We start from the raw sequence: 20,954 nt of genomic DNA, 5'->3' as shown, positions 1-20,954 counted from the left end.
CGTCCCCAAAGCGGGAGAGACGCTGCGAACTCCGGTGGGTCCCGGCTACCCGCGCCGAGCCCTCGCTTCCCGTACGGGCCCGCAGCGCGCCGGTCACACCGTCGTGGCCGACGGCCGGGTGGGCTCGGCCGCGGCGCTGCCCCGGCGCGCGGCGACGAAGCCGAAGGCGGCGGCGGTGAAGAACATCAGGATGCCGTAGATCGCGGCCGGCATGGCGATGTCGGTGTTGTCGAGCAGGGCGGGGCTGAGCGCGATCGTGATGGCCAGGGTGGCGTTGTGGACGCCGATCTCGAACGACGAGGCGACGGAGTCCCGGTGCCCGACGCGCAGCAGCCGCGGCGCCGCGTACCCGATGCCCAGGCTGAGCAGGTTGAACAGCAGGGCGACGAGGCCGACGGCGCCGATGGTGGCGGCGAACTCGTCCTTGACGCCGAGCACCGCGCCGGTGATCACGACGGCGAGGACCACGACGGAGAGGATCTTCACGGGTCGCTGCATGCGCGCGGCGAACCCGGGGCGACGGCGACGGATGGCCATGCCGATCACGATCGGGATGAGCACCAGGGCGAAGACCTGGATCACCTTGTCGAACTGGAGGCCGAGCGAGCTGTCCGAACCCATGAACGCGGCGACGGAGAGGTTGACGACCAGGGGCAGCGTGAACAGGGCGAGCACCGAGTTGATGGCGGTCAGGGTGACGTTGAGCGCGACGTTGCCCTTGAACAGGTGGCTGTAGAGACTGGCCGTGCTGCCGCCCGGGGAGGCGGCCAGCAGCATCATCCCGACGGCCAGTTCCGGGCGCAGGTCGGCGGCGAGCACCAGGCCGAGGCAGATGGCCGGCAGGACCAGCATCTGGCAGACCAGGGAGATGATCACCGCCCGGGGATAGGCGACGACGCGGCGGAAGTCGGCCACGGTGAGGGTGAGGCCGAGGCCGAGCATCACGATGCCCAACGCGACAGGGAAGAGCACGAGCGACAAACCGGTACTCACGGCGGCCTCCTGATCGCGTACGCCAAGGTCCACCGGATCCTCACATCTCGATGGCGCTTCCGACACCTCCTGATGTGCGCAACCGGACGGGCCCGGCGGCCATCGGTGCGGCCGTCCGGACGACGGCGGCGTCGGACGCCCCGGTCAGGCCAGCCGGCGGGCGAGCTCACGGCGCAGCACCCCACGGCCGGGCGTCATGCCCGCGAGCGGTACGACCAACTCGTACGGCCGGCTCCGCCCGTGCCCGGCCCACTGCCACCGCCGCAGCGGAGGTCGGGTCCGGTCGGGGTCGACCGGCTCGACGACCAGGACGGACGTCAGGCGTCCACGGATCTCGGCGCGGGCGACGTTCGACCACTCGATGGCCACGGTGGCGTGGCTGGGGCCGGTCACCTCCAGGTGCTGCTCGGTGAGGCGCAGCGGCAGCCGTGGCCGGTGGGCGGACCGCTGCGTGGCGCCCAGTACGAGGAACAGCGGCAGCATCCACAGCAGGTCCCACCACTGCCGGCCGCGCGCGAGGCTGACGACGACGCCTACCGCCGCGACGGCGACGAGCCCGAGGGCCGTCGCCAGGATCCGCCGGCGCGTCGACTGTCTGAACTCGACGGTGCGGGACTCGTCGGTGGCGGTCACCCGTGGCTCCCTACCCGCCCGGTGCGAGAGCAAACAGCAGGCGGCGGGGCCGGTCGAGGCCGGGTGCCTCGGCCGACCCCGCCGCTCAGGCGGGCCGCCGACGGGTGTCGTCACCCGCGTGGGGGCGCGTCAGGCGCGCGACCACTTCTGGTTGGCGTCGCCGGTGCAGTCCCACAGTTGCAGCTTGCCCCCGTTGCCGGTGTTGCGGTCGCGCACGTCGACGCAGCGGTTCGCACTGAGGTTGACCAGGTCACCGGCGGCGTTGAGGGTGAAGCGTTGTGCCGGGTTGCCGTTGCAGGTGACGAGGTTGACCTCGGTGCCGTTCGCCGTGCCGGCCCAGGCCGGGTCCATGCACTTGCCCATCGCCCGGATCGTGCCGTCGGAGGCGAACGTCCAGGCTTGCGCGACGGTGCCGTTGCAGTCCCAGATCTGAAGCTTGGCCCCGTCGACCGGGTTGGCGCTCGGGATGTCGATGCAGCGACCGCTGAGCGCGCCCCTGATCGCGGTGGTGCCCGGCGGGTTGCCGCCCGAGGTGTAGCCCGAGACGCGTACGTAGTCGACGAGCATCTGCTGCGGGAACTGCGTGGAGGCGTCGGGGTAGCCGGGCCAGTTCCCGCCCACCGCCACGTTGAGGAGCATGAAGAACGGGTGGTCGAACACCCACCGGTTGCCGCCGAGTCGTCCCGGGTCCACCCGGTGGTACTCGACGCCGTCCAGGTACCAGACGATCGAGTTCGGTTCCCAGTCCACCCGGTAGGTGTGGAAGGCGTCGGCGAGCGGCTGGCCGATGGTGCGGCTGCCGGTGATGCCGCCGCCGCCCGAGTAGCCGGGGCCGTGGATGGTGCCGTAGACGGTGTTCGGCTCCCGGCCGATGTTCTCCATGACGTCGATCTCGCCCGCGTTCGGCCAGCCCACGCTGCCCATGTCGTTGCCGAGCATCCAGAACGCCGGCCAGATGCCCTGACCCCGGGGGATCTTGATACGGGCCTCGAAGCGGCCGTACGCCTGGGTGAACGTGGCCGCCGTGAGCAGCCGGGCCGAGGTGTACTCGCACCGGCCGTAGTGGCACTGGTAGTTGGCCGGGTTCTCCCGGCGGGCGGTGATCACCAGGTTGCCCTGGCCGTCGTGCGCGGCGTTGCTCGTGCTGTTGGTGTAGTACTGCCGCTCGTTGTTGCCCCAGCCGCCGCCGCCGATGTCGAAGCGCCACTTGCTCTGGTCGACGGGTGTGCCGGCCGGCGCGTTGAACTCGTCCTGCCAGGTGATCCCTCCGATGGCGGCCTGCGCCGGTTCGGGGTGGACCGGCACGGCGAGGGCCGTGGTGGCACCGATGATCGCGGTCGCGGCGAGGGCGAGCGCCCACGGCCGTCGACGGGTACGGACTCTGAACATGTAGGACCTCCTTGGCAACTGCGCCGGCGCGACGTCTCTCGCGGCGACGGCGGGACGAGCGGCGGTGACCCGGCGGCGGGACCGGGTCAGCCGCGCCGCCACTTCTGGTTGGCGCCGCCGACGCAGTCCCACAGGTGCAGGCGGGCGCCGTCGGAGTTGTTCCACTCCTTGATGTCGACGCACTTGTTCGCCTGCGGGTTGACCAGGTCGCCGGCCGCCGAGAGGACGAACTGCTGGGCCGGGTTGCCGCTGCAGTTGGCGATCTGGATCGTCGCGCCGTTGGCGGTGGAGCCCCAGGCCACGTCCATGCACTTGTTGTTCTGCGTACGCAGCGTGCCGCCGGTGAAGGTCCACGACTGCGCGGCGGTGCCGTTGCAGGTCCAGGTCTGCAGGGGCACCCCGTCGGAGAAGTTGGAGTTCGGCACGTCGATGCAGCGGTTGTTCCAGTTGCTGATCAGCCGGCTTACGCCGCCGCCACCGGTGGTCACCAGGGACAGCCCGTAGACGCCGAGGATCTCGTTGACCGGCTGGAACCAGGTCGTGCCGCCCGTGGAGCAGTTGCCGGAGCCGCCGGACGTGACGCCCTGGGCCTGGTTGCCGGAGACCCAGGCGCCGCCGGAGTCGCCGCCCTCGGCGCAGGCGTTGCTGCGGGTCAGGCCCGACACCGCGCCCTGCGGGTAGTTGACGGTCTCGTTGCGGCCGAGGATGGTCCCGCAGCGCCAGCCGGTCGTACGCCCGGAGCGGCAGACCGAGCTGCCGATCGCCGCGTCCTGCGAGCCGGCCACCGTCACGTTGCCGCCGGCGTAGTTGTTCACCCAGGGCTGGGGCGTCCAGGAGCCGTTGGTGCGTACCCATCCGTAGTCGTTGCCGGGGAACGAGGAGCCCGCGAACGTGCCCTGCGAGACGTTGTTGAAGCCGAGGGTGGGGCTGCCGACGCCGCCGCAGTGGCCGGCGGTGACGAAGCCGCCGACGACCGCGAAGCCGACCGAGCAGAGCGTGTTGCCGTTGATGACGTACTGGTCGCCGCCCCGGATGTCGTAGAGCGGGCGCGGCGCGTCGCGGGAGGTGACCACCCGGATCGCGTCCGTGGGGACGCCGCTGGCCCTCGCGTACGCGATCGCCTCGTCGGCGGCGCCGGGCCGGGCCGACACGACGACGCTGTTGCCGGCGACGTCGACGTGCCAGCCGTGCACGTCGCGGGGGTCCGCGGCGGCGGAGCGCCGGTCGAGGGCGCGCTTGACCGTGTCGAGGGTGCGCTCGCTGCGGGCGACGACCGTGACGTCGGCGCCCTCGGCGCGGACGGTCGGGGCGAGCGCCGCGTCCGTGACGGCGACGGTGAGGCGCTGCCCGCCGGACGGGATCCAGGCGCCGGCGAAGGCGGGGCCGAGCTTCGCGCGCAGGCGTCGCTCGACCACCGGCGCCGCCGCCTCGGTGCGCAGGCGTTCGTCGACCTGGGCGGGGGTGAGGCCGAGGTCGCGGCGCATCGCCTCGACCAGGGCGGGGCTGAGGTCGACCGTGGCCGCCGCGGCGGGGGCCGGGGCGGCGGGGGGAGTGTCGCTCGCGTGGCCCGCCGCGGGGGCGAGGCCGACGAGCAGCAGGGCGGTGGCGACGGGGGCGAGCACGCGCAGTCTTCGAGACAAGGAGATCCTCCCGGGGGTGCGGCGAGGGGTGGCGGACGGGTGCAGAGAGCGCTCTCTGAGAGAAGTCTGTCGATGTCCCGTCGCATCTGTCAAGAAGGTTGCCAGTTGTGGTCCGGCTGTCGCCCTCGGCGACGGCGTCGGGCCGCCCACCTCGGCCCCGTCGAGGGCGGCGGGGCCGGGAGGGCGTCGGATCAGGCGGTGGAGAGCAGGCCGCGCGCCGCCTGGACCTGGTCGACGGCCCGCCGGAGGGCGGCGACGATGCGGTCCTCGCCGGCGGCGTCGAGCCGGGCCACCGGAACCGACAGGCTGATCGCGTCGGTGGCCGGCGCCGCCAGGGGTACGGCCGTCGCGAAGCAGACGATGCCCTCGGTGTTCTCCTCGCGGTCGACCGCGTAGCCGCGCTCGCGGACGGCGGCGAGCTCGGCGCGCAGTGCCTCGCGGTCGGTGACGGTGTGCGGGGTGAGCGCGGGCAGCGGCCAGCTCAGCAGTTCGTCGAGCGCGTCGTCCGGGCGCTCGGCGAGCAGCGCCTTGCCCAGGGCGGTGGCGTGCGCCGGCAGTTGCCGGCCGATCGCGCTGTAGAGCCGCAGCGGGTGCACCGACTCGCGCTTGGCGAGGTAGACGATGTGCGCGCCGTCCAGCCGTCCGAGGTGGACGGTCTCACCGAACTGCCGGGACAGGTCGTCGAGTACCCCGCCGAGCAGGCCCACGGTGTCGTCGCTGGTGAGGTACGCGGCGCCGACCTGGAGCGCGCGCACCCCCAGCCCGAACCGGGTGCCGGTCGGGTCGCTCTCCACCCAGCCGCGCTGGGCCATGGTGCGCAGGATGCCGTGCAGGCTGCTCTTCGGGATGTCCAGCGCGCGGGCCAGGTCGACCAGCGAGCGCCGCTGCGGCGAGGCGGCGAGCGCCTCGAGCACCTCCAGCGTCCGGGTGGAGGACTTCACCGGTTGGAACCCGCCGGGCAGCGTCATGGGCGCCACTCTAGCGGGGTTGACAGGCCGGGCGGCACGGCTAGGGTCACATATGTGACTGGCGTACAGAATGATGAACAGAGACATGCGGTCGTCGCGGCCGTCGGTGCGGCCCGGATCCTGCCGGTCGTCGTGCTGGACGCCGCCCGCGACGCCGCCCCGCTGGCCGACGCCCTCGTCCGCGGCGGGCTGCGCTCGGCCGAGGTGACGTTCCGCACCGACGCCGCGGCCGAGGCGATCCGCGTCATGTCCGAGCGATCCGACCTGCTCGTCGGCGCCGGCACCGTGCTGACCCCCGCCCAGGTCGACCGGGCCGTCGAGGCGGGTGCCCGGTTCGTCGTCACCCCCGGCTTCTCCCCGAAGGTCGTCGCGCGCTGCCAGGAGCGGGGCGTGCCCGTCTTCCCCGGCGTCGCCACCGGTACCGAGATCCAGATGGCCCTCGACGCCGGGCTCGACACGGTCAAGTTCTTCCCCGCCGAGCAGCTCGGCGGCGGCGGGATGATCAAGGCGCTCGCCGCGCCGTTCCGCTCGGTGCGGTTCATCCCGACCGGCGGGGTCAACACCGCCAACCTCGCGGACTACCTCGCCCTGCCCGCCGTGCTGGCGGTCGGCGGCACCTGGATGGTCGCCCCCGACCTGATCGCCGCCGGGCGCTGGGACGAGGTCGCCGCCCGCACCGCCGCGGCCGTCGAAGCCGCCCGACCCACCGTGGAGGCCTGAGCCGTGCTGTCGATCCGTCCGGCCGGCGAGTGCCGGTACGACCTGGTCTCCCTGGGCGAGATCATGCTGCGGCTCGACCCGGGCGAGGGTCGGGTGCGCACGGCGCGCACCTTCCGGGCCTGGGAGGGCGGCGGCGAGTACAACGTGGCACGCGGGCTGCGCCGCTGCTTCGGGCTGCGGACCGCCGTGGTCACCGCGTTCGCCGACAACGAGGTGGGCCGGCTGCTGGAGGACCTCGTACTCCAGGGCGGGGTGGACACGTCACTGGTGACCTGGCTGCCCTACGACGGCGTCGGCCGCGCCGTGCGCAACGGGCTCAACTTCACCGAGCGCGGCTTCGGCGTCCGGGGTGCCGTCGGCACCTCCGACCGCGGCCACAGCGCCGCCAGCCAACTGCGGGCCGACCAGGTGGACTGGGACCACCTGTTCGGCACGCTGGGGGTGCGGTGGCTGCACACCGGCGGCATCTACGCGGCCCTGTCCGAGACCACCCCGGAGACGATGGAGGCCGCGATGGCCGCCGCAGCCCGGCACGGCACCGTCGTCTCGTACGACCTCAACTACCGGCCCAGCCTGTGGAAGGCGGTCGGCGGGCAGGACCGCGCGCGGGAGGTGAACCGCCGGCTCGCCCGCTACGTCGACGTGATGATCGGCAACGAGGAGGACTTCACCGCCTCGCTGGGCTTCGAGGTGCCCGACACCGACGCCTCCCTGTCGCAGCTGGAGGTGGCCAACTTCAAGCGGATGATCGAGGCGGCCACCGAGGCGTACGACAACTTCAAGGTCGTCGCCACCACCCTGCGTACGGTGCGCACCGCCACCGTCAACGACTGGGGTGCGATCGCCTGGGGCGACGGGCGTTTCGTCGAGGCGACCCACCGGCCCGGCCTGGAGATCATGGACCGGGTCGGCGGCGGCGACAGCTTCGCCTCCGGCCTGATCTACGGCCTGCTGAAGAAGGGCGACCTCGCCACGGCCGTCGAGTACGGCGCGGCGCACGGCGCGTTGGCGATGACCACGCCCGGCGACACCTCGATGGCCAGTCTCCGGGAGGTCGAGGCGCTCGTGCGGGGCGCCGGCGCGCGCGTGCAGCGCTGAACCCGCCGGGGCTGCGCCGCACCCGGGAGGCCGGTCGGGGCCGGTCGACGACCCGACAGCCGCGGGACGGCCAGCTCCGGCGGCGCAGCCGTCACCGGCCGGCCGGCCCGCTCACTCCCCGGTGAAGTGCGGGTCGCGCCGGTCGAGGAAGGCCCGGACCGCCTCCTCGTGGTCGCGGGTCTGGTGCGCCAGCGCCTGCATCGCGGCCGAGAGCTCCAGGATGCTGTCGAGGCTCTGGTGCTGGGCCTCGCGCAGCAGCTTCTTGGCCATCCGTACGGCGTGCGGGGGGTTCGCGGCCACCCGGTCGGCCAGCCGGCGCGCCTCGCTGAGCAGCTCCCCGTGCGGCACGACCCGGGAGACCAGCCCCCAATCGAGGGCGGTCGCGGCGTCGACCCGGTCCCCGGTCAGCGCCATCTCGGCGGCCCGCGCGGCCCCGACGGCGCGGGGCAGCAGCCAGGCGCCGCCGTCGCCGGGGATGATGCCGAGCTTGACGAAGCTCTCCGCGAAGAACGCCCGCTCCGAGGCGATCCGCAGGTCGCACATGAGCGCCAGGTCGCAGCCGGCGCCGACCGCCGCCCCGTTGACCGCCGCGATGAGCGGCACGTCGCACGCGTACATCGCCCGGGGGATCCGCTGGATGCCGCGGCGGTAGCCGTCGCGCAACTCGTGCGGGGCGCCGCCGAAGAGGCCGACCCGCTCCGCCATGTCCTTGACGTTGCCGCCGGCGGAGAAGGCACTGCCGGCGCCGGTGAGGATGACCGCCCGGACCGTCCGGTCGGCGTTGACCGCGTCGACCCGGGCGACCAGGGCGTCGATCACGTCGTCGCCGGAGATGGGGTTGCGGGCCTCCGGCAGGTTGATCGTCCACGTCTCCACGTGCCCGTCCCGCTCGACGAGAACCGGGTCGTCCACGCGCGTCTCCTCGGTGTGCTGCTGATCTGGCCTGTCCCCGAAACCAACCACACGCCCGGCGGGCCCGGCAAGGCGGGGTGCGCGGCGGCCGGCCGCCCGGGGCGCGCCGCGCCGGGGCTATGGTCGGCGTCATGGCCCCGGACACCGGCAACCGCGACGACTGGACCAGGCCCGGGACGTACGAGGTCGCCCCCGGCGTCCATCGCGTACCGCTGCCGCTGCCCAACGACGGCCTGCGCGCGGTGAACGTGTACGTCCTGCGCGACGACGACGGACTCGTCCTCGTCGACTCCGGCTGGGCGGTCGCCGAGGCGAGGTCCGCGCTCGAGGCGGCGCTCAAGGAGCTGGACTGCTCGCTGGCGGACGTACGCCGGTTCCTCGTGACGCACGTCCACCGCGACCACTACACGCAGGCCGTGCACCTGCGCCGTGAGTACGGCACGCGGGTGAGCCTCGGCGCCGGCGAGCGCGCGAGCCTGACGGTGTCCATGACCCCGCACCGCAACCCGCTCGCCGAGCAGCTCGACCACCTGCGCCTGCTGGGCGCCGGTGAGCTGGCCGACACCCTGGCGGAGCTGACCGGGGTGCGGCTGAGCACCGAGGACTGGGAACTGCCGGACGACTGGTTCCACGACGGTCAGCGGATCACCCACGGCGAGCGCACCCTGCACGTCGTCGAGACGCCGGGCCACACGCGCGGCCACGTCGTCTTCCACGACACCGGCTCGGCCCTGCTGTTCGCCGGTGACCACGTGCTGCCCACCATCACGCCGTCGATCGGGTTCGAGGCCGCCCTCTCCGCGAACCCGCTCGGCGAGTTCCTGGGCTCGCTCGCGCTGGTCCGGCGACGACCGGACGCGCGGCTGCTCCCGGCGCACGGGCCGGTGACGCCCAGCGTGCACGCGCGGGTCGACGAACTCGTCGCGCACCACGGCGCGCGGCTCGACGAGACGGAGGCCGCCGTCGCCCGTGGGGCGAGTTCGGCGTACGAGGTGGCCGCCCAGTTGCGCTGGACCCGGCGCGAGCACCGGCTGGGCGACCTCGACGTGTTCAACGCGATGCTCGCGGTCACCGAGACGGCGGCGCACCTGGAACTCCTGGTCGCCCAGGGCCGGCTGACCCGCTCCGACGCCGGGGGAGTGCGTCGCCACGCCACCGCGTGACCGCGCCGCGGGTACGGGACCCGGCGCCTCGGGGCGGGGCCGTCGGGCGCGGGCGGGTCAGCGGGGAGTACGGCCGTGCCCCTACGATGCGACGTATGGCGCTGCTGCACCGGGCGGAGATGCACCCCACCAAGTTCGCACTGCTGGCGGCGTGGCTGCCCGGCCGACCGTGGTACCAGGGGGCGGCCGGCGCCGACGTCGAGCGCGTGGCGTCCTACCGGTTCGACGATCCGGCCGGCGCCGTCGGCGTCGAGACGCTGCTCGTCAGGGCCGGCGACGGGCCGGTCCACCAGGTGCCGCTGACCTACCGCGGCGCGCCCCTCGACGGCGGCGACGACTGGCTCGTGGGCACCACCGAGCACTCCGTGCTCGGCCGCCGCTGGGTCTACGACGGCTGCGCCGACCCCGTCTACGCCGCCACGCTGGCGGCGGCCGTCCTCGCCGACGCCGGGCAGGCGGAGGAGTACTTCGAGGTCGACGGCCGGCGCGAGCACCGTGAGCCCACGATGGACATCGCCGGCAGCGGCACCCGGGGCGCCGAGGTCCCACCCGTCGGCGCCGTACGCCGCGTGGTGGAGGACGACTTCACCCTCATCGTCACCGATCCCGTGGAGTTGGCCGTCGTGCGCCGTCTCGACGGCGGCACCGCGTCCGACGGCGCCGTGCTGACCGGCACGTGGAGCGACCAGCCCACCCCGCTGCCCCTGGCGTACGCCCGCCTGCGCTGAGCGCAGCCTCGTCCACGAAGGGCGGGACATGCTCGTGCTGCTCAGCGCCTCGATCAACCTGGCGGTCAGCCGGCCGGTGGGACCGAGGAGCCTGCCCTTCGTCCCGGAGCCGGCGGGCGGCCGGGTGGTGGTCGCCGGGGCGACCGGCTGACCGGTGCGACCCGGCCCGGCCCGTCACGACGCGCGGCCGGTCCCGGGATCGGGGACCGGCCGCGACGTCGGGCGGGGACGGCTCAGCCCCAGATGGCGCCCGCCCACTCCGGGTGGTCGACGAACGGGTTCCGGTTGCCCTGCCAGCGCTCGTAGATCCGCTGGTTGCGGCGCTTCTCGAACGCGTCCGGCGGGTCGGCCTGGTTCCACTGGAGCAGCACCGACATTCTGCCGTGGTACGGCGCGGTGCCGTTGTTGACCGACTGGTTCAGTTCCAGGTTCGGCCAGCCGTCGGTGCCCTCGTACCGGATCGCCATGTACATGATCATGCGTGCCACGTCGCCCTTGACGGCGTTGCGCGGCTCCCACGAGTCGGCGTCGGTGTAGCAGCCCGGCGCCTCGGTGACCGGGCTGCCGCCGTTGTCGAAGTCCTTGTTGCCGCGCGTCGAGTTGACCGAGACGTCGGTCGGCCGCAGGTGGTGCACGTCGGTTCCCGGCCCGGTCGCGGTGCCGAAGTCGCCGTGCGACTTGGCCCAGACGTGCTCACGGTTCCAGTCGTTGACGCCGCCGCCGTTGCTGGTCTTGCTCTGGGAACGACCGGTGTAGAGCAGGATGACGTTGCTGCTGTTCGCCGGGTCCTGGTCGGTGTCGCGCAGCGCCTCCCACACCTGGTCGTAGGAGAGCTTCGTCTGCACCTTGATGATCGAGTGCAGCGAGCTGCGCAGCGCCGCGCCGGACTTGCCGACCGCGTTGGCGTAGTAGGTGGAGTCGTAGTCGCCGCCGGGTACCGGGGTGGTGGTCGGGACCGGGGTCGGCGACTGGCTCGGCGAGGGAGCGGTGCCGCCGAGGGTCATCGCCGTCGGGTTCTTCAGGCCGCCGTGGCTGAAGTAGGCGGTGAGCGCGCCGGTGGCGGTGACCCGCTGGCCCCGCAGGCCCGGGTTGGTGAGCAGCCCGAACGTGCTGCGGTAGGCGGTGGTGACCTGGACGTAGAGCATCCGGCTCGGCCCGGTCTCGGCCGCCGTGTCGGCGATCGCGATCGCGGTGTCCGAGGTGAAACCGGACCTGAGCACCGTCGTGCTGCTGGTCGGCTGGCCGATGACGTAGCCGGTCACGGTGGCCGTCCGACCGTCCTGCGCGGCGAGCGCCTGGGCCACGGTCAGGGTGGTGGCGGCCGACGCCGCCGCCGTCACCGCCACGGGCGCCACCAGCACGACGGCCAGCGCGATCGCCATCGCCAGCCTTCTGGGCCCCGAGCGGGCACTGCTCCTCATATTCATGAGCAGCGATGCTAGCGGTGCGGGCGTGAACGCCGGGAGAGCGGGAGCGCAACTTTCGGCCAGCGCCTCGTCGGCGCGTACCTGACCACCGGGCGGAGCACCGGCCGGAGCATGCTACCCGGGCGTCGGACCGGCGCTCAGGTAGGTCAGGGTCGCCAGCACCCGGCGCTCACCGCGCCGGGCGGCGACGGACCGGGCGGCCCGGCGCCTCGCCGGGGGTAGGCTGACCTGCGTGGATCACGAAGACCGCATCGCCCTCTTCCTCGACTACGAGAACCTCGCGCTGGGGGCCCGCGACCATCTCGGCGGGGTGGCCTTCGACTTCCGCCCCATCGCCGACGCCCTCGCCGAGCGCGGCCGGGTGGTGGTGCGCCGGGCGTACGCGGACTGGTCCTACTTCGACGAGGACCGGCGGATGCTCACCCGCTCGCACGTCGAGCTCATCGAGATTCCCCAGCGGATGGGGGCGTCGCGCAAGAACGCCGCCGACATCAAGATGGCCGTGGACGCCGTGGAGCTGGCCTTCGAGCGCGGGTACATCTCGACCTTCGTCATCTGCACCGGCGACAGCGACTTCACCCCGCTGGTCCACAAGCTGCGCGAGCTGAACAAGCGCGTCATCGGCGTCGGAGTGGAGAACTCGACCTCGGCACTGCTGCCGCCCGCGTGCGACGAGTTCCTCTACTACGACCGGCTGGAGGGCGTCGACGTCCCTCCCGCCCGGGTCCGGCGCGGGCGCCCGGCCCGCCTGCCCAGCCCCGACGTGCCGCGGGTGGAGCAGGAGCCCGAGCCCGAGGCGCAGCCGGCGGCCGAGGAGGCCGCCCGGGACGTCGACACGCTCGCCGTGCTCGTGGCCCAGACCGTCGCCGGCCTCCAGGGCAGTTCGAGCGGCGAGGTGACCGCCTCGACGTTGAAGCGCACCCTGCTGCGCAAGGACCCGACGTTCAGCGAGTCCGACTACGGGTTCCGCACCTTCGGGGAGCTGCTGCGGCACCTCGCCGGGCACAACGTGGTCGAGCTGGCGGAGGGGCCCGCCAAGGGTGACCCCGAGGTGTCCCTGCCCGAGCACGGCGACCGCGAGGTGGCGTTCGGGCTGCTCGGCTCGGTGGTGGCGGACCTCGCCGGCGACGAGGGCGCGGTGGCCCTCTCCGGCCTGAAGAACCAGCTGCGCCGGGCGCGGCCGGACTTCAGCGAGAAGAAGCTGGGCTACCGCAGCTTCCTCCAGTTCTGCAAGGCGGCCGCCACCAGCGGCGTCGTCGACCTGCGGTGGAGCCCCGAGGCCGACGACTACCTCCTCACCCCCCGGGCCGCCTGAGCAGCTGCCGCCCGGCGTCGTTGCGGACGCTCCCGTTTCGACTTGTGTTTCCCACAAACGCCAATTCCTCCTTGAAAGACGTTTAGCGCGGTCGTTGACCGGAGAAGTGCCGGTCCGAGCGGGCATCGTCGCCCGCCGATTGGCAGGAGGAAGAGTCAATGACACGGATGGTGCGTGCTGCCGCGCTCGTCGGGGTGCTCGCCCTGGCGGTCAGCGGATGCGGAGGCGTCGGCGGGGACGGCGACGAGGGCGGTGGTACCGCCACCGAGGGCACCCTGTCCACGATGGGCTTCGGCCTCTCCGACGAGATCGCGACCACGCGCGTCGACGCGTTCAAGCGCGACAACCCGGGCGTCGACCTGAAGATCACCGAGGGGGCCTTCGACGAGCAGCAGTTCCTCTCCGCCGTCGCCTCCGGCAACCCGCCCGACCTGGTCTACATGGACCGCAAGCTGATCGGCACCTACGCCAAGCGCGGCTCCATCCAACCGCTGACCGACTGCGTCGACAAGCAGGACATCGACATGGGGCAGTACCGGCCGGCGGCGAAGGAACAGGTCACCCTCGACGGCACCGTCTACGGCGTCCCCGAGTTCTCCAGCGTCCGGGTGCTCTACCTCAACGAGGCGCTGCTGCGGCAGAAGGGCCTGACCGTCGACGACGTCGACCTCGCGAACTGGGCCGGGCTGCCCGCGCTCAACGCCAGGCTCGCCACCGTCTCCGGGGGTCGGCTCTCCCGCATCGGCATCGACCCGAAGATCCCCGAGTTCCTGCCCATGTGGGCCAAGGCCAACGGCGTCGACATGCTCTCCGCCGACGGCACGAAGGCCAACCTCGACGACCCGAAGGTGGTCGAGGCGCTCACCACCGGGGTCAGGCTGATCCAGGACCAGGCCGGCTGGGGCAAGTTCAAGTCCTTCCGGGACACCTTCGACTTCTTCGGCGCGCAGAACCCGCTCGCGAAGAACCAGATCGTCGCCTGGCCCATGGAGGAGTGGTTCCTCAACCAGGCCGCCAAGAACACCCCGAAGGCCGAACTGGTGGTCAAGCCGTTCGTGGACCGGCAGGGCAAGCCGGTGACCCTCTCCTCCGGGCTGGCCTGGGTGGTCCCCAAGGGCGCGAAGAACCCGGACGCCGCGTGCGCGTTCATGAAGAAGGTCACCGCCACCGACACCTGGGTCGCCGCCGCCAAGGCCCGCGCCGACGCGCGCAAGGCCGCCGGCCAGCCGTTCACCGGCGTCTACACGGGCAACGTCGCCGCCGACAAGCGGATCTTCGACGAGTTGTACCAGCCCACCGGCAACAAGCGCTTCGACGACGCGGTGGCCACTATCCGCTCCGTGCAGGACGCCGCCTTCGCGATGCCGGCCTCGCCCGCCGGCGCCGAGTTCGACAAGGCCTGGACGGACGCGGTCAACCGGGTCCTCTCGGGCCAGGCGCCGCCGGCGGAGGCGCTGGCCCGCGCCCAGCAGGAGGCGACCGCCGCCCTCGACAAGGCCTCGAAGTAGGCCCCGGGGGATGGCCACCACCACCGTCCCCGCTCCCACGGGCCGGCGGCGTCGTACGCCGCTGGCCCGGCGGGAGGCGCGCTGGGCGTACCTTTTCCTGGCGCCGTGGATCGTCGGGTTCCTGATCTTCAACGCCGGGCCGATGATCGCCAGCGCCTGGCTCAGCCTCACCGAGTACGACGCGATCAACGCGCCCCGGTACACCGGCCTGGACAACTACCGGGAGCTGATGTCCGACCCGATGGTGGCGCGCAGCCTGGGCAACACCGTGTACTACACGCTCCTGCACGTGCCGCTGGTGATGGCGATCTCGCTGGGGCTGGCGCTGCTGCTCAAGCGGGTCGGGCGGTTGCAGGGCTTCTTCCGTACCGTCTTCTACCTGCCGGTGATGACCCCGGCGGTGGCCGTGGGCATCCTGTTCCTGCTCCTGCTCAACACCCAGGACGGCCTGATCAACCGCGGCCTCGCCCTGATCGGGATCGACGGCCCGAGCTGGACCACCGACCCGGACTGGGTGATGCCCGGCATCGTCCTGATGGGCCTGTGGAGCCTCGGCTCCACCGTGATCATCTATCTCGCCGCTCTGCAGAACGTGCCGCGCGACCTGTACGAGGCGGCGAGCATCGACGGCGCCGGCGGCTGGGCCCGGTTCCGGCACGTGACGCTGCCGATGATCTCGGGCGCGCTGTTCTTCACGCTGATCGTCAACACCATCTCGTCGCTGCAGATGTTCACCGAGGTCTACACCATGTACTTCGGCAACCGGCAGACGCAGGGATCGTTCAACAGCGACGCCGCGTCGTTCTACGTGATCCACCTGTTCCAGGAGGCGTTCCAGTTCCTGCACATGGGCTTCGCCTCGGCGATGGCCTGGCTGCTCTTCGTGATCATCCTGATCATCACGCTGGTGCAGGTGAAGCTCGGCAACCGGTTCGTGTACTACGAGGGGGACCAGCCGTGACGGTGGACAGCAGGCGGCGTGGAGGGGTGGCCCGGCGGCCGACCGAGGGGAGCCGGTCGTGACGGCCACGGTGCAGCGGGCCGTCGCCGCGCCCGTACCCGCGAGCGCGCCGGGAGGCGCCGACCGGCGGGCGGCGGCCGAGGAGAGCGGTCGCCCGCTGTGGCAGCGGGTGCTGTTCGTGGTCGCGCTCGTCGGCGCCGCCGTGGTGTTCATGCTGCCGTTCGTCTGGCTGATCGGCGCCTCGCTGCGGCCCCGCGAGTACGTCTTCTCCGGCGGGTTCCTGCCCACCCCGTTCGCGCCGGAGAACTACGCCGACGCGTGGCAGGCGGTGCCGATGGTCACCTGGCTGTTCAACAGCGTGGTGGTGGGCACGGCGGCGGCGCTCGCGGTGACGCTGTCCAGCGCGTGGGTGGCGTTCGGCTTCGCGTACTTCCGGTTCCCGGGGCGCGATGTGCTGTTCGGTCTGGTGCTCGCGACGATGATGCTGCCGTTCGCGGTGACCATGATCCCGACGTACCTGATCTGGACGGAACTGCGGCTGACCGGCACGCAGGTGCCGCTGTGGGCGGGCAACCTGTTCGGTTCGGCGTTCTACATCTTCCTGCTGCGGCAGTTCCTGCTCTCACTGCCGCGCGAGTACTTCGAGGCGGCCCGGGTCGACGGGGCGAGCTACCCGCAGCTGTTCTGGAAGCTGGCCTTCCCGCTGATCCGGCCCGCCCTGCTGGTGGCCTTCATCTTCGAGTTCAAGGCGAGCTGGACGGACCTGATGAAGCCGCTGATCTACCTGCGCGACGAGGAGCTGTACACCCTCCCGCGCGGGCTCAAGGTGGTGCTGGACCGCTTCGGCTACGGCGGCGAGCAGCAGTGGGAGATCGTGCTCGCGGGCAGCGTCATCGCGACCGTGCCGATGCTGGTGCTGTTCTTCCTCGCCCAGCGGCACTTCGTCGAGGGCATCGCCACCACCGGCCGCAAGGGCTGACCCCGCCGTGCCCGGCCCGTCTTACGGGTCGGGCCGGGCACGTGCGGGCTCAGGGGATGGTCACGCCGTACGCGGCCAGGATCTCGACGATCGGCTGGTAGTAGGTGGTGCCGCCGGTCGTGCAGTTGCCGCTGCCCCCGGAGAGGATGCCGAGGACGACGCCGGTGCCGGGGACGTAGAGCGGCCCGCCGCTGTCGCCCGGCTCGGCGCAGATGTTGGTCCGGATCAGCCCGGTGACGGCGCCGCCGGCGAAGTTGACGGTCACGTTGAGCCCGGTGACCGTGCCGCAGCGGACCCCGGTCGTGGAGCCGCTGCGACAGACCGTCTGGCCGATGTGGGCGTTGCCGGCGCCGTTGATCGTGACGAGGCCGGGGTACGTGTAGACGGCGCTGGGGTGGGCGACCAGGCTCGTGTAGCGGACCAGCCCGTAGTCGTTGCCGGGGAAGCTGCTGCCCACCCGGCTGCCGAGCACGGTGGTCTGCGCGCTGTTGGCGTACCAGGTCGCACCGGCGGCGGTGCAGTGCCCGGCGGTGACGAAGTAGTAGGTGCTGCCGCTGCGGACGTTGGCGCCGAGGGAGCACCGCCCGCCGCCGCCGTAGATCGCCTGACCACCGGCGATGAGCAGCCGCAGCTCACCCGGCTCGTGCCGGAGCACCGCACCGGCCCGGGCGGCGGTCGCCCGCAGCGCGGCCACGTCCCGGGCGGAGACGGTGTCGTCGACGGTCAGGGTCATCCGGCCGGTGGCGGGGTCGAGGCCCCAGGCGGTGCCGGTGGTGCGGATCTGCGCGAGCGCGGTCGCGGCGCGGGCTGCGTCGGCGGGGGCGGGGGCGGCGTGGGCGGGCGCCGGCAGGCCGAGCAGCAGCGCGGCGAGCAGGAGCAGGGCGAGCGGGAAACGACGCATCGAACCTCCAAAGATTCGTTTCTGTCGATTCCCTACAGGATCCACCCCCGGGCGTGACGCGGACAAGCGGCCGGTCGGTCCGGCCCGTGAGGGTGCCACCGACGGCGACGGCGACGGCGGCATCGGGGCGGCCCGGCTACGGCAGCGGGTGGGAGATGCCCCGGGCGTGGTCGGTGAGGGCGGCGCCGACCACGGTCGCCTCCAGCGGCAGCACCTCCAGGCAGCGGCGCACGGCGGCGGCCATCAGGACGTTCGGCACGCGCATCGACAGCGTGCAGTGCGGCACCCAACGCCCCGGCTGGTAGTGCTCGACCAGCGGGATGCCGGCCTCGGCCAGCCGGCCGTGCACCCGCGCGTGGTGCGCGAGCAACTCGACCGTGGGGGTCGGGCCCAGCCACAGGACGCGGCCGACGAACTGCCCGGCGTGTTCGAAGCTCAGCCGCAACGGCGCGGCCACCACCGTCCCGCGCAGCGCCGCCGCGACCCGCTCCGGATCGAAGCGGGGCGCGACGGCGAGCGAGACGTGCGGCCGGTGGCGCTGCTCCAGCAGCGACCGCATGCTCTGCACGCCCTCGGACTCCAGCGCGTCCCAGAGCACCCGGATCCGTCGGGTGGCGTCGGTGTCCAGGTAGAGCTCCAGCGCCGCGACCACATGATCACTCTAGGGGCGCGGTGCTCACGGCACGACGACGGCCCGACCCTCCAGCGTGCCGTCGGCCATCTTCCGGTACGCGACGACCGCCTCGTCCAGCGAGAAGGTGGTGGCCTTCGGCTTCACCAGTCCCCGGGCGCCCAGTTCGAGTACCTCGATGAGTTCCGGCCGGCTGCCCCAGTACGTGGTCTGGATGCTCACCTCGTACGGCACCGAGAAGAAGCCCACCGGCAGGGTGCCGCCGCCGATGCCGACGATGGTGAGGTCGCCGACGGTGCGGGCGGCGGCGGCACCGAGCGCGAGGGTGGGGTCGGCGCCGACGAAGTCCAGGATCACGTCGGCGCCCCGACCGCCGGTGGCCTGGCGGATCTCCTGGGCGGTGTCCGCGCCGGAGAGCATGGTCAGGTCGGCGCCGCACTCCTCGCCGAGCCGCAGCGCTTCCTCGCGGGTGTCCACCGCGATCACCCGCGCCGCGGTGGTGGCCTTGAGGATCTGCACGCCCACGTGCCCGAGCCCACCCACGCCGATCACCACGGCGGTGCTGGTCGGGCCGAGCTTCGCCCAGGACCGGCGGATCGCGTGGTACGGGGTGAGCCCGGCGTCGGTCAGCGGCGCCGCCAGTACGGGGTCGAGCCCGTCGGGCAGCGGCACCACCTGCCGGGCCTGCGGCACCAGCATGTACTCGGCCATGCCGCCGTCCAGGCCGAGGCCGCCGCCCCCGCCGGGCACCGGCGCCTCGGCGACGTTCTCGCAGTACGGGTCGACGCCCACCCGGCAGCGGGCGCAGGTGCCGCAGCCCCACGGCCCGTACACGGCCACCGGCTGGCCCACCGTCAGCCCGGTGACCCCGTCGCCCAGCGCGTGCACCCAGCCGGCGTTCTCGTGGCCGAGGGTGAACGGTGGGTTCCAGGGCACCGCGCCGGCCTCGAAGTCGTGCATCAGGTGCAGGTCGGAGTGGCAGGCCCCGGCACCGCCGATCTTGACCACCACCTGACCCGGGCCGGGGGTCGGCTCGTCGACCTCGACCAGCTCGGGCTCCGACTTCCAGCCCGGCAACCGCAGTGCGCGCATCAGACGCCTCCTGTTCTCCCGCTTCCGGTCCGACTGCCGGCTGCCCGTTCAGCGACCGGCCAAACGGGCCCCGCGGCGGGTCGGCTCACCCCTTCCGGGTGAGCCGGGAACGCGGCCGTCGGCGGGGGCGCCCGGGTTGCCGAGGGCGGCCTACAGGGCGGTCATTCCGCCGAGGGCGGGCGGCTCACGGGGCGGTCATCCCGCCGAGGGCGGGACGGTCCACGGGGAGGTCATTCCGCACAGGGCAGGCGGCTCACGGGGAGGTCACCCGTCGAGGGCGGGGTCCACGGCGGGCCGGGGGTGGGCCGTCCGGGCGGCCGCCTCCGACGGCGACAACGTGGACGGCCCCGAGCGCCGGCCCGTCGGCTCCGTGCCCGGGCGGCTCGTCGGCTCCGTGCCCGGGCGGCTCGTCGGCTCCGTGCCCGGGCGGCTCGTCGGCTCTGCGCCTGGGCGGTTCGTCGGCTCCGTGCCCGGGCGGATGGTCGGCCCGACTCCGGGGCGGGCCGTCGGGTCGCCTCCGGGGTGCCCGGTCGGTCCCGCTCCCGGCGGGCCGGTCGGATCGGCGCCGGGCCGACCGGACGGGCTGCCGGCCGGGCCGGGGCTCCGCGGTTCGTCGGCCAGCACCCGCTCGCAGTAGCCGGCCACCTCCTCGCGGCCACCGGCGGCGCGGATCAGGTCGGCGAGGGCGGCGTCGTCGAGCGCACCGCCCGGGCCGTCGTCGCCGTCGGCCCGGTACGCCCGGCAGGACTCCCGGACGGCCGCGTCCGGTTCCGGCCGGCCGTCGGCCCCGCCCGTCGGCGCCCGCGAAGGGTCGGGAACCGCCGTGCGGGAGGCGTCCCGGTCGGGGGCAGGCTGGACAGCGGCGGTGGTGGGCGCCGGGGCCCGCAACGGGTGGGGCAGGGTGCCCCCGGTGGCGGCGAGGGCCACCCCGCCCGTGAGCGCGAGCGCCGCACCGGCGAGCGCGGCGCGCACGCCGAAGCCCGCGAGGGCGGGACGGCGTCGCTGCGGCAACTCGGGAGGGCGCCCGGCCCGGACCAGCCGGTAGGCCCGGACGGCGGCCTCCTCGCCGGCCAGCTCCCGGGGGTGGGGTGCGGCGCGCACCGCGGTCAACAGCGACGCGACGGGACGTGGGCCGTCCTGCGGGTCGAGGACCGGACCGCCGAGCAGCCGCTCGACGGTTTCCTGGTCCATCCGATGTGCTTTCATCTCGTGTCCCTCAGCGCCACGGGCCGCCGGACCGTCACACGGGTCGGGGTGTGACGGCCGACAAGGGCCGGGTCGGCGACCGGGGCCTGGCTCAGCCCATCGTCTTGGCGCCGTCGATCGCCTCGCGCAGGATGTCGGCATGCCCCGCGTGCTGGGACGTCTCGGCGACGAGGTGCAGCAGGACGCGGCGGACTGACCAGCTCGCGCCGGGCTGGAACCAGGGGGCCTGCGGCAGCGGGTGGGTGGCACCGAGGTCGAGGGTGCCGACCAGCCCGTCGGTCTCGGCGGCCACCCGGGCGTAGTCGTCGAGCAGCCCCGCCAGCGTCTCGCCCTCGTTCATGCGGAACTGGCCGGCCCAGTCGAGCGGCTCGCGGTTCATCGCCTCGGCACCGCCGACGGCGAACCACATCCACCGCTGCTCGACCTGCGTCACGTGCTTGATCAGACCGCCGGGACACAGCTCGCTGACGGTGCTGCGGGCGGCGGCCTGCTCGTCGGTCAGACCCTCGACGGTCCGCCGCAGGAAGCCGCGATGCAGGCGCAGCGTCTCCACCAGGTCGGCCCGCTCGCCGGTCAACTGATCGGTCGTGGACATCGCCACGCTCCCTCCTGGGCTCCTTCAGAACGCGGCTGAGCCTAGGACCGCCCACCGACAGAAACGGCTTCCCGGACGCCGGGTTTCCGCCACCG

21 protein-coding genes are annotated in these 20,954 nt (G+C 73.2%); 9 read left to right on the top strand and 12 right to left on the bottom strand.

Annotation, left to right across the window (positions count from 1 at the left end):
• Nucleotides 1-93: 93 nt before the first annotated feature.
• The 5 genes from AC5L34_RS18905 to AC5L34_RS18885 form a co-directional block, all read right to left on the bottom strand.
• Nucleotides 94-993, bottom strand: a complete 900-nt coding sequence (locus tag AC5L34_RS18905; protein WP_441176302.1) for a bile acid:sodium symporter family protein — start codon at nucleotides 991-993, stop codon at nucleotides 94-96.
• 144 nt (nucleotides 994-1,137) lie between these two features.
• Complete coding sequence (locus tag AC5L34_RS18900) at nucleotides 1,138-1,626, bottom strand: hypothetical protein (RefSeq protein ID WP_494826166.1); 489 nt, start codon at nucleotides 1,624-1,626, stop codon at nucleotides 1,138-1,140.
• Between the two features lie 129 nt (nucleotides 1,627-1,755).
• Complete coding sequence (locus AC5L34_RS18895; protein ID WP_441176304.1) at nucleotides 1,756-3,015, bottom strand: ricin-type beta-trefoil lectin domain protein; 1,260 nt, start codon at nucleotides 3,013-3,015, stop codon at nucleotides 1,756-1,758.
• An 86-nt stretch (nucleotides 3,016-3,101) separates the two neighbouring features.
• Nucleotides 3,102-4,655, bottom strand: coding sequence for a ricin-type beta-trefoil lectin domain protein (locus AC5L34_RS18890; RefSeq protein WP_494826164.1), 1,554 nt, complete (start codon nucleotides 4,653-4,655; stop codon nucleotides 3,102-3,104).
• A 191-nt stretch (nucleotides 4,656-4,846) separates the two neighbouring features.
• The gene (locus AC5L34_RS18885) at nucleotides 4,847-5,623 is read right to left on the bottom strand and encodes an IclR family transcriptional regulator (protein ID WP_494826162.1); all 777 of its coding nucleotides are present in this window, start codon (nucleotides 5,621-5,623) and stop codon (nucleotides 4,847-4,849) included.
• Between the two features lie 54 nt (nucleotides 5,624-5,677).
• Here AC5L34_RS18885 and eda point away from each other — a divergent pair, with 54 nt between their 5' ends.
• Both eda and AC5L34_RS18875 read left to right on the top strand, forming a co-directional pair.
• Nucleotides 5,678-6,343, top strand: coding sequence for a bifunctional 4-hydroxy-2-oxoglutarate aldolase/2-dehydro-3-deoxy-phosphogluconate aldolase (eda, locus tag AC5L34_RS18880; protein WP_441176307.1), 666 nt, complete (start codon nucleotides 5,678-5,680; stop codon nucleotides 6,341-6,343).
• Between the two features lie 3 nt (nucleotides 6,344-6,346).
• Nucleotides 6,347-7,441: a sugar kinase gene (locus AC5L34_RS18875; RefSeq protein WP_441176308.1), complete on the top strand. Its 1,095-nt coding sequence runs from the start codon at nucleotides 6,347-6,349 to the stop codon at nucleotides 7,439-7,441.
• Between the two features lie 111 nt (nucleotides 7,442-7,552).
• Here AC5L34_RS18875 and AC5L34_RS18870 read toward each other — a convergent pair whose 3' ends face one another.
• Nucleotides 7,553-8,353: a crotonase/enoyl-CoA hydratase family protein gene (locus AC5L34_RS18870; protein ID WP_441176309.1), complete on the bottom strand. Its 801-nt coding sequence runs from the start codon at nucleotides 8,351-8,353 to the stop codon at nucleotides 7,553-7,555.
• A 131-nt stretch (nucleotides 8,354-8,484) separates the two neighbouring features.
• Here AC5L34_RS18870 and AC5L34_RS18865 point away from each other — a divergent pair, with 131 nt between their 5' ends.
• The 3 genes from AC5L34_RS18865 to AC5L34_RS18855 all read left to right on the top strand — a co-directional run bounded on the left by AC5L34_RS18865 (nucleotide 8,485) and on the right by AC5L34_RS18855 (nucleotide 10,395).
• Complete coding sequence (locus AC5L34_RS18865) at nucleotides 8,485-9,516, top strand: MBL fold metallo-hydrolase (RefSeq protein WP_441176310.1); 1,032 nt, start codon at nucleotides 8,485-8,487, stop codon at nucleotides 9,514-9,516.
• 95 nt (nucleotides 9,517-9,611) lie between these two features.
• Nucleotides 9,612-10,244, top strand: coding sequence for a CG0192-related protein (locus tag AC5L34_RS18860; RefSeq protein WP_441176312.1), 633 nt, complete (start codon nucleotides 9,612-9,614; stop codon nucleotides 10,242-10,244).
• Between the two features lie 28 nt (nucleotides 10,245-10,272).
• Nucleotides 10,273-10,395, top strand: coding sequence for a hypothetical protein (locus AC5L34_RS18855; RefSeq protein WP_441176313.1), 123 nt, complete (start codon nucleotides 10,273-10,275; stop codon nucleotides 10,393-10,395).
• An 82-nt stretch (nucleotides 10,396-10,477) separates the two neighbouring features.
• Here AC5L34_RS18855 and AC5L34_RS18850 read toward each other — a convergent pair whose 3' ends face one another.
• Nucleotides 10,478-11,626 carry an endonuclease gene (locus AC5L34_RS18850; RefSeq protein WP_441176314.1) on the bottom strand — a complete coding sequence of 383 codons (1,149 nt, stop codon included), beginning with the start codon at nucleotides 11,624-11,626 and terminating at the stop codon, nucleotides 10,478-10,480.
• 277 nt (nucleotides 11,627-11,903) lie between these two features.
• Between AC5L34_RS18850 and AC5L34_RS18845 the strand changes: the two genes are divergently transcribed.
• The 4 genes from AC5L34_RS18845 to AC5L34_RS18830 all read left to right on the top strand — a co-directional run bounded on the left by AC5L34_RS18845 (nucleotide 11,904) and on the right by AC5L34_RS18830 (nucleotide 16,434).
• On the top strand, nucleotides 11,904-12,986 hold the full coding sequence (locus AC5L34_RS18845) for an NYN domain-containing protein (protein ID WP_441176315.1): 1,083 nt from the start codon (nucleotides 11,904-11,906) through the stop codon (nucleotides 12,984-12,986).
• A gap of 158 nt (nucleotides 12,987-13,144) precedes the next feature.
• A complete protein-coding gene (locus tag AC5L34_RS18840; protein WP_441176316.1) occupies nucleotides 13,145-14,494 on the top strand; it encodes an extracellular solute-binding protein in 1,350 nt (449 codons plus the stop codon).
• Nucleotides 14,495-14,504: 10 nt separating this feature from the next.
• Nucleotides 14,505-15,455: a carbohydrate ABC transporter permease gene (locus AC5L34_RS18835; RefSeq protein ID WP_441176317.1), complete on the top strand. Its 951-nt coding sequence runs from the start codon at nucleotides 14,505-14,507 to the stop codon at nucleotides 15,453-15,455.
• A 58-nt stretch (nucleotides 15,456-15,513) separates the two neighbouring features.
• Complete coding sequence (locus tag AC5L34_RS18830; RefSeq protein WP_441176318.1) at nucleotides 15,514-16,434, top strand: carbohydrate ABC transporter permease; 921 nt, start codon at nucleotides 15,514-15,516, stop codon at nucleotides 16,432-16,434.
• A gap of 49 nt (nucleotides 16,435-16,483) precedes the next feature.
• Here the strand turns inward: AC5L34_RS18830 and AC5L34_RS18825 are convergent, their stop codons facing one another.
• From AC5L34_RS18825 to AC5L34_RS18805, 5 genes are all read right to left on the bottom strand, one after another.
• On the bottom strand, nucleotides 16,484-17,335 hold the full coding sequence (locus tag AC5L34_RS18825; protein WP_441176319.1) for a S1 family peptidase: 852 nt from the start codon (nucleotides 17,333-17,335) through the stop codon (nucleotides 16,484-16,486).
• A gap of 136 nt (nucleotides 17,336-17,471) precedes the next feature.
• Nucleotides 17,472-17,987, bottom strand: a complete 516-nt coding sequence (locus tag AC5L34_RS18820; protein WP_089001207.1) for a 2'-5' RNA ligase family protein — start codon at nucleotides 17,985-17,987, stop codon at nucleotides 17,472-17,474.
• 24 nt (nucleotides 17,988-18,011) lie between these two features.
• Nucleotides 18,012-19,058, bottom strand: coding sequence for an NAD(P)-dependent alcohol dehydrogenase (locus AC5L34_RS18815; protein ID WP_441176320.1), 1,047 nt, complete (start codon nucleotides 19,056-19,058; stop codon nucleotides 18,012-18,014).
• A 264-nt stretch (nucleotides 19,059-19,322) separates the two neighbouring features.
• Nucleotides 19,323-20,249 carry a hypothetical protein gene (locus AC5L34_RS18810; protein ID WP_494826156.1) on the bottom strand — a complete coding sequence of 309 codons (927 nt, stop codon included), beginning with the start codon at nucleotides 20,247-20,249 and terminating at the stop codon, nucleotides 19,323-19,325.
• A 106-nt stretch (nucleotides 20,250-20,355) separates the two neighbouring features.
• Complete coding sequence (locus AC5L34_RS18805; RefSeq protein ID WP_441176322.1) at nucleotides 20,356-20,859, bottom strand: DinB family protein; 504 nt, start codon at nucleotides 20,857-20,859, stop codon at nucleotides 20,356-20,358.
• Nucleotides 20,860-20,954: the final 95 nt, after the last annotated feature.

This window comes from Micromonospora sp. ZG13, from assembly GCF_059359355.1.
The sequence above is the reverse complement of the archived record's forward strand: the minus strand, read 5'-3'. Positions and strand labels throughout refer to the sequence as shown.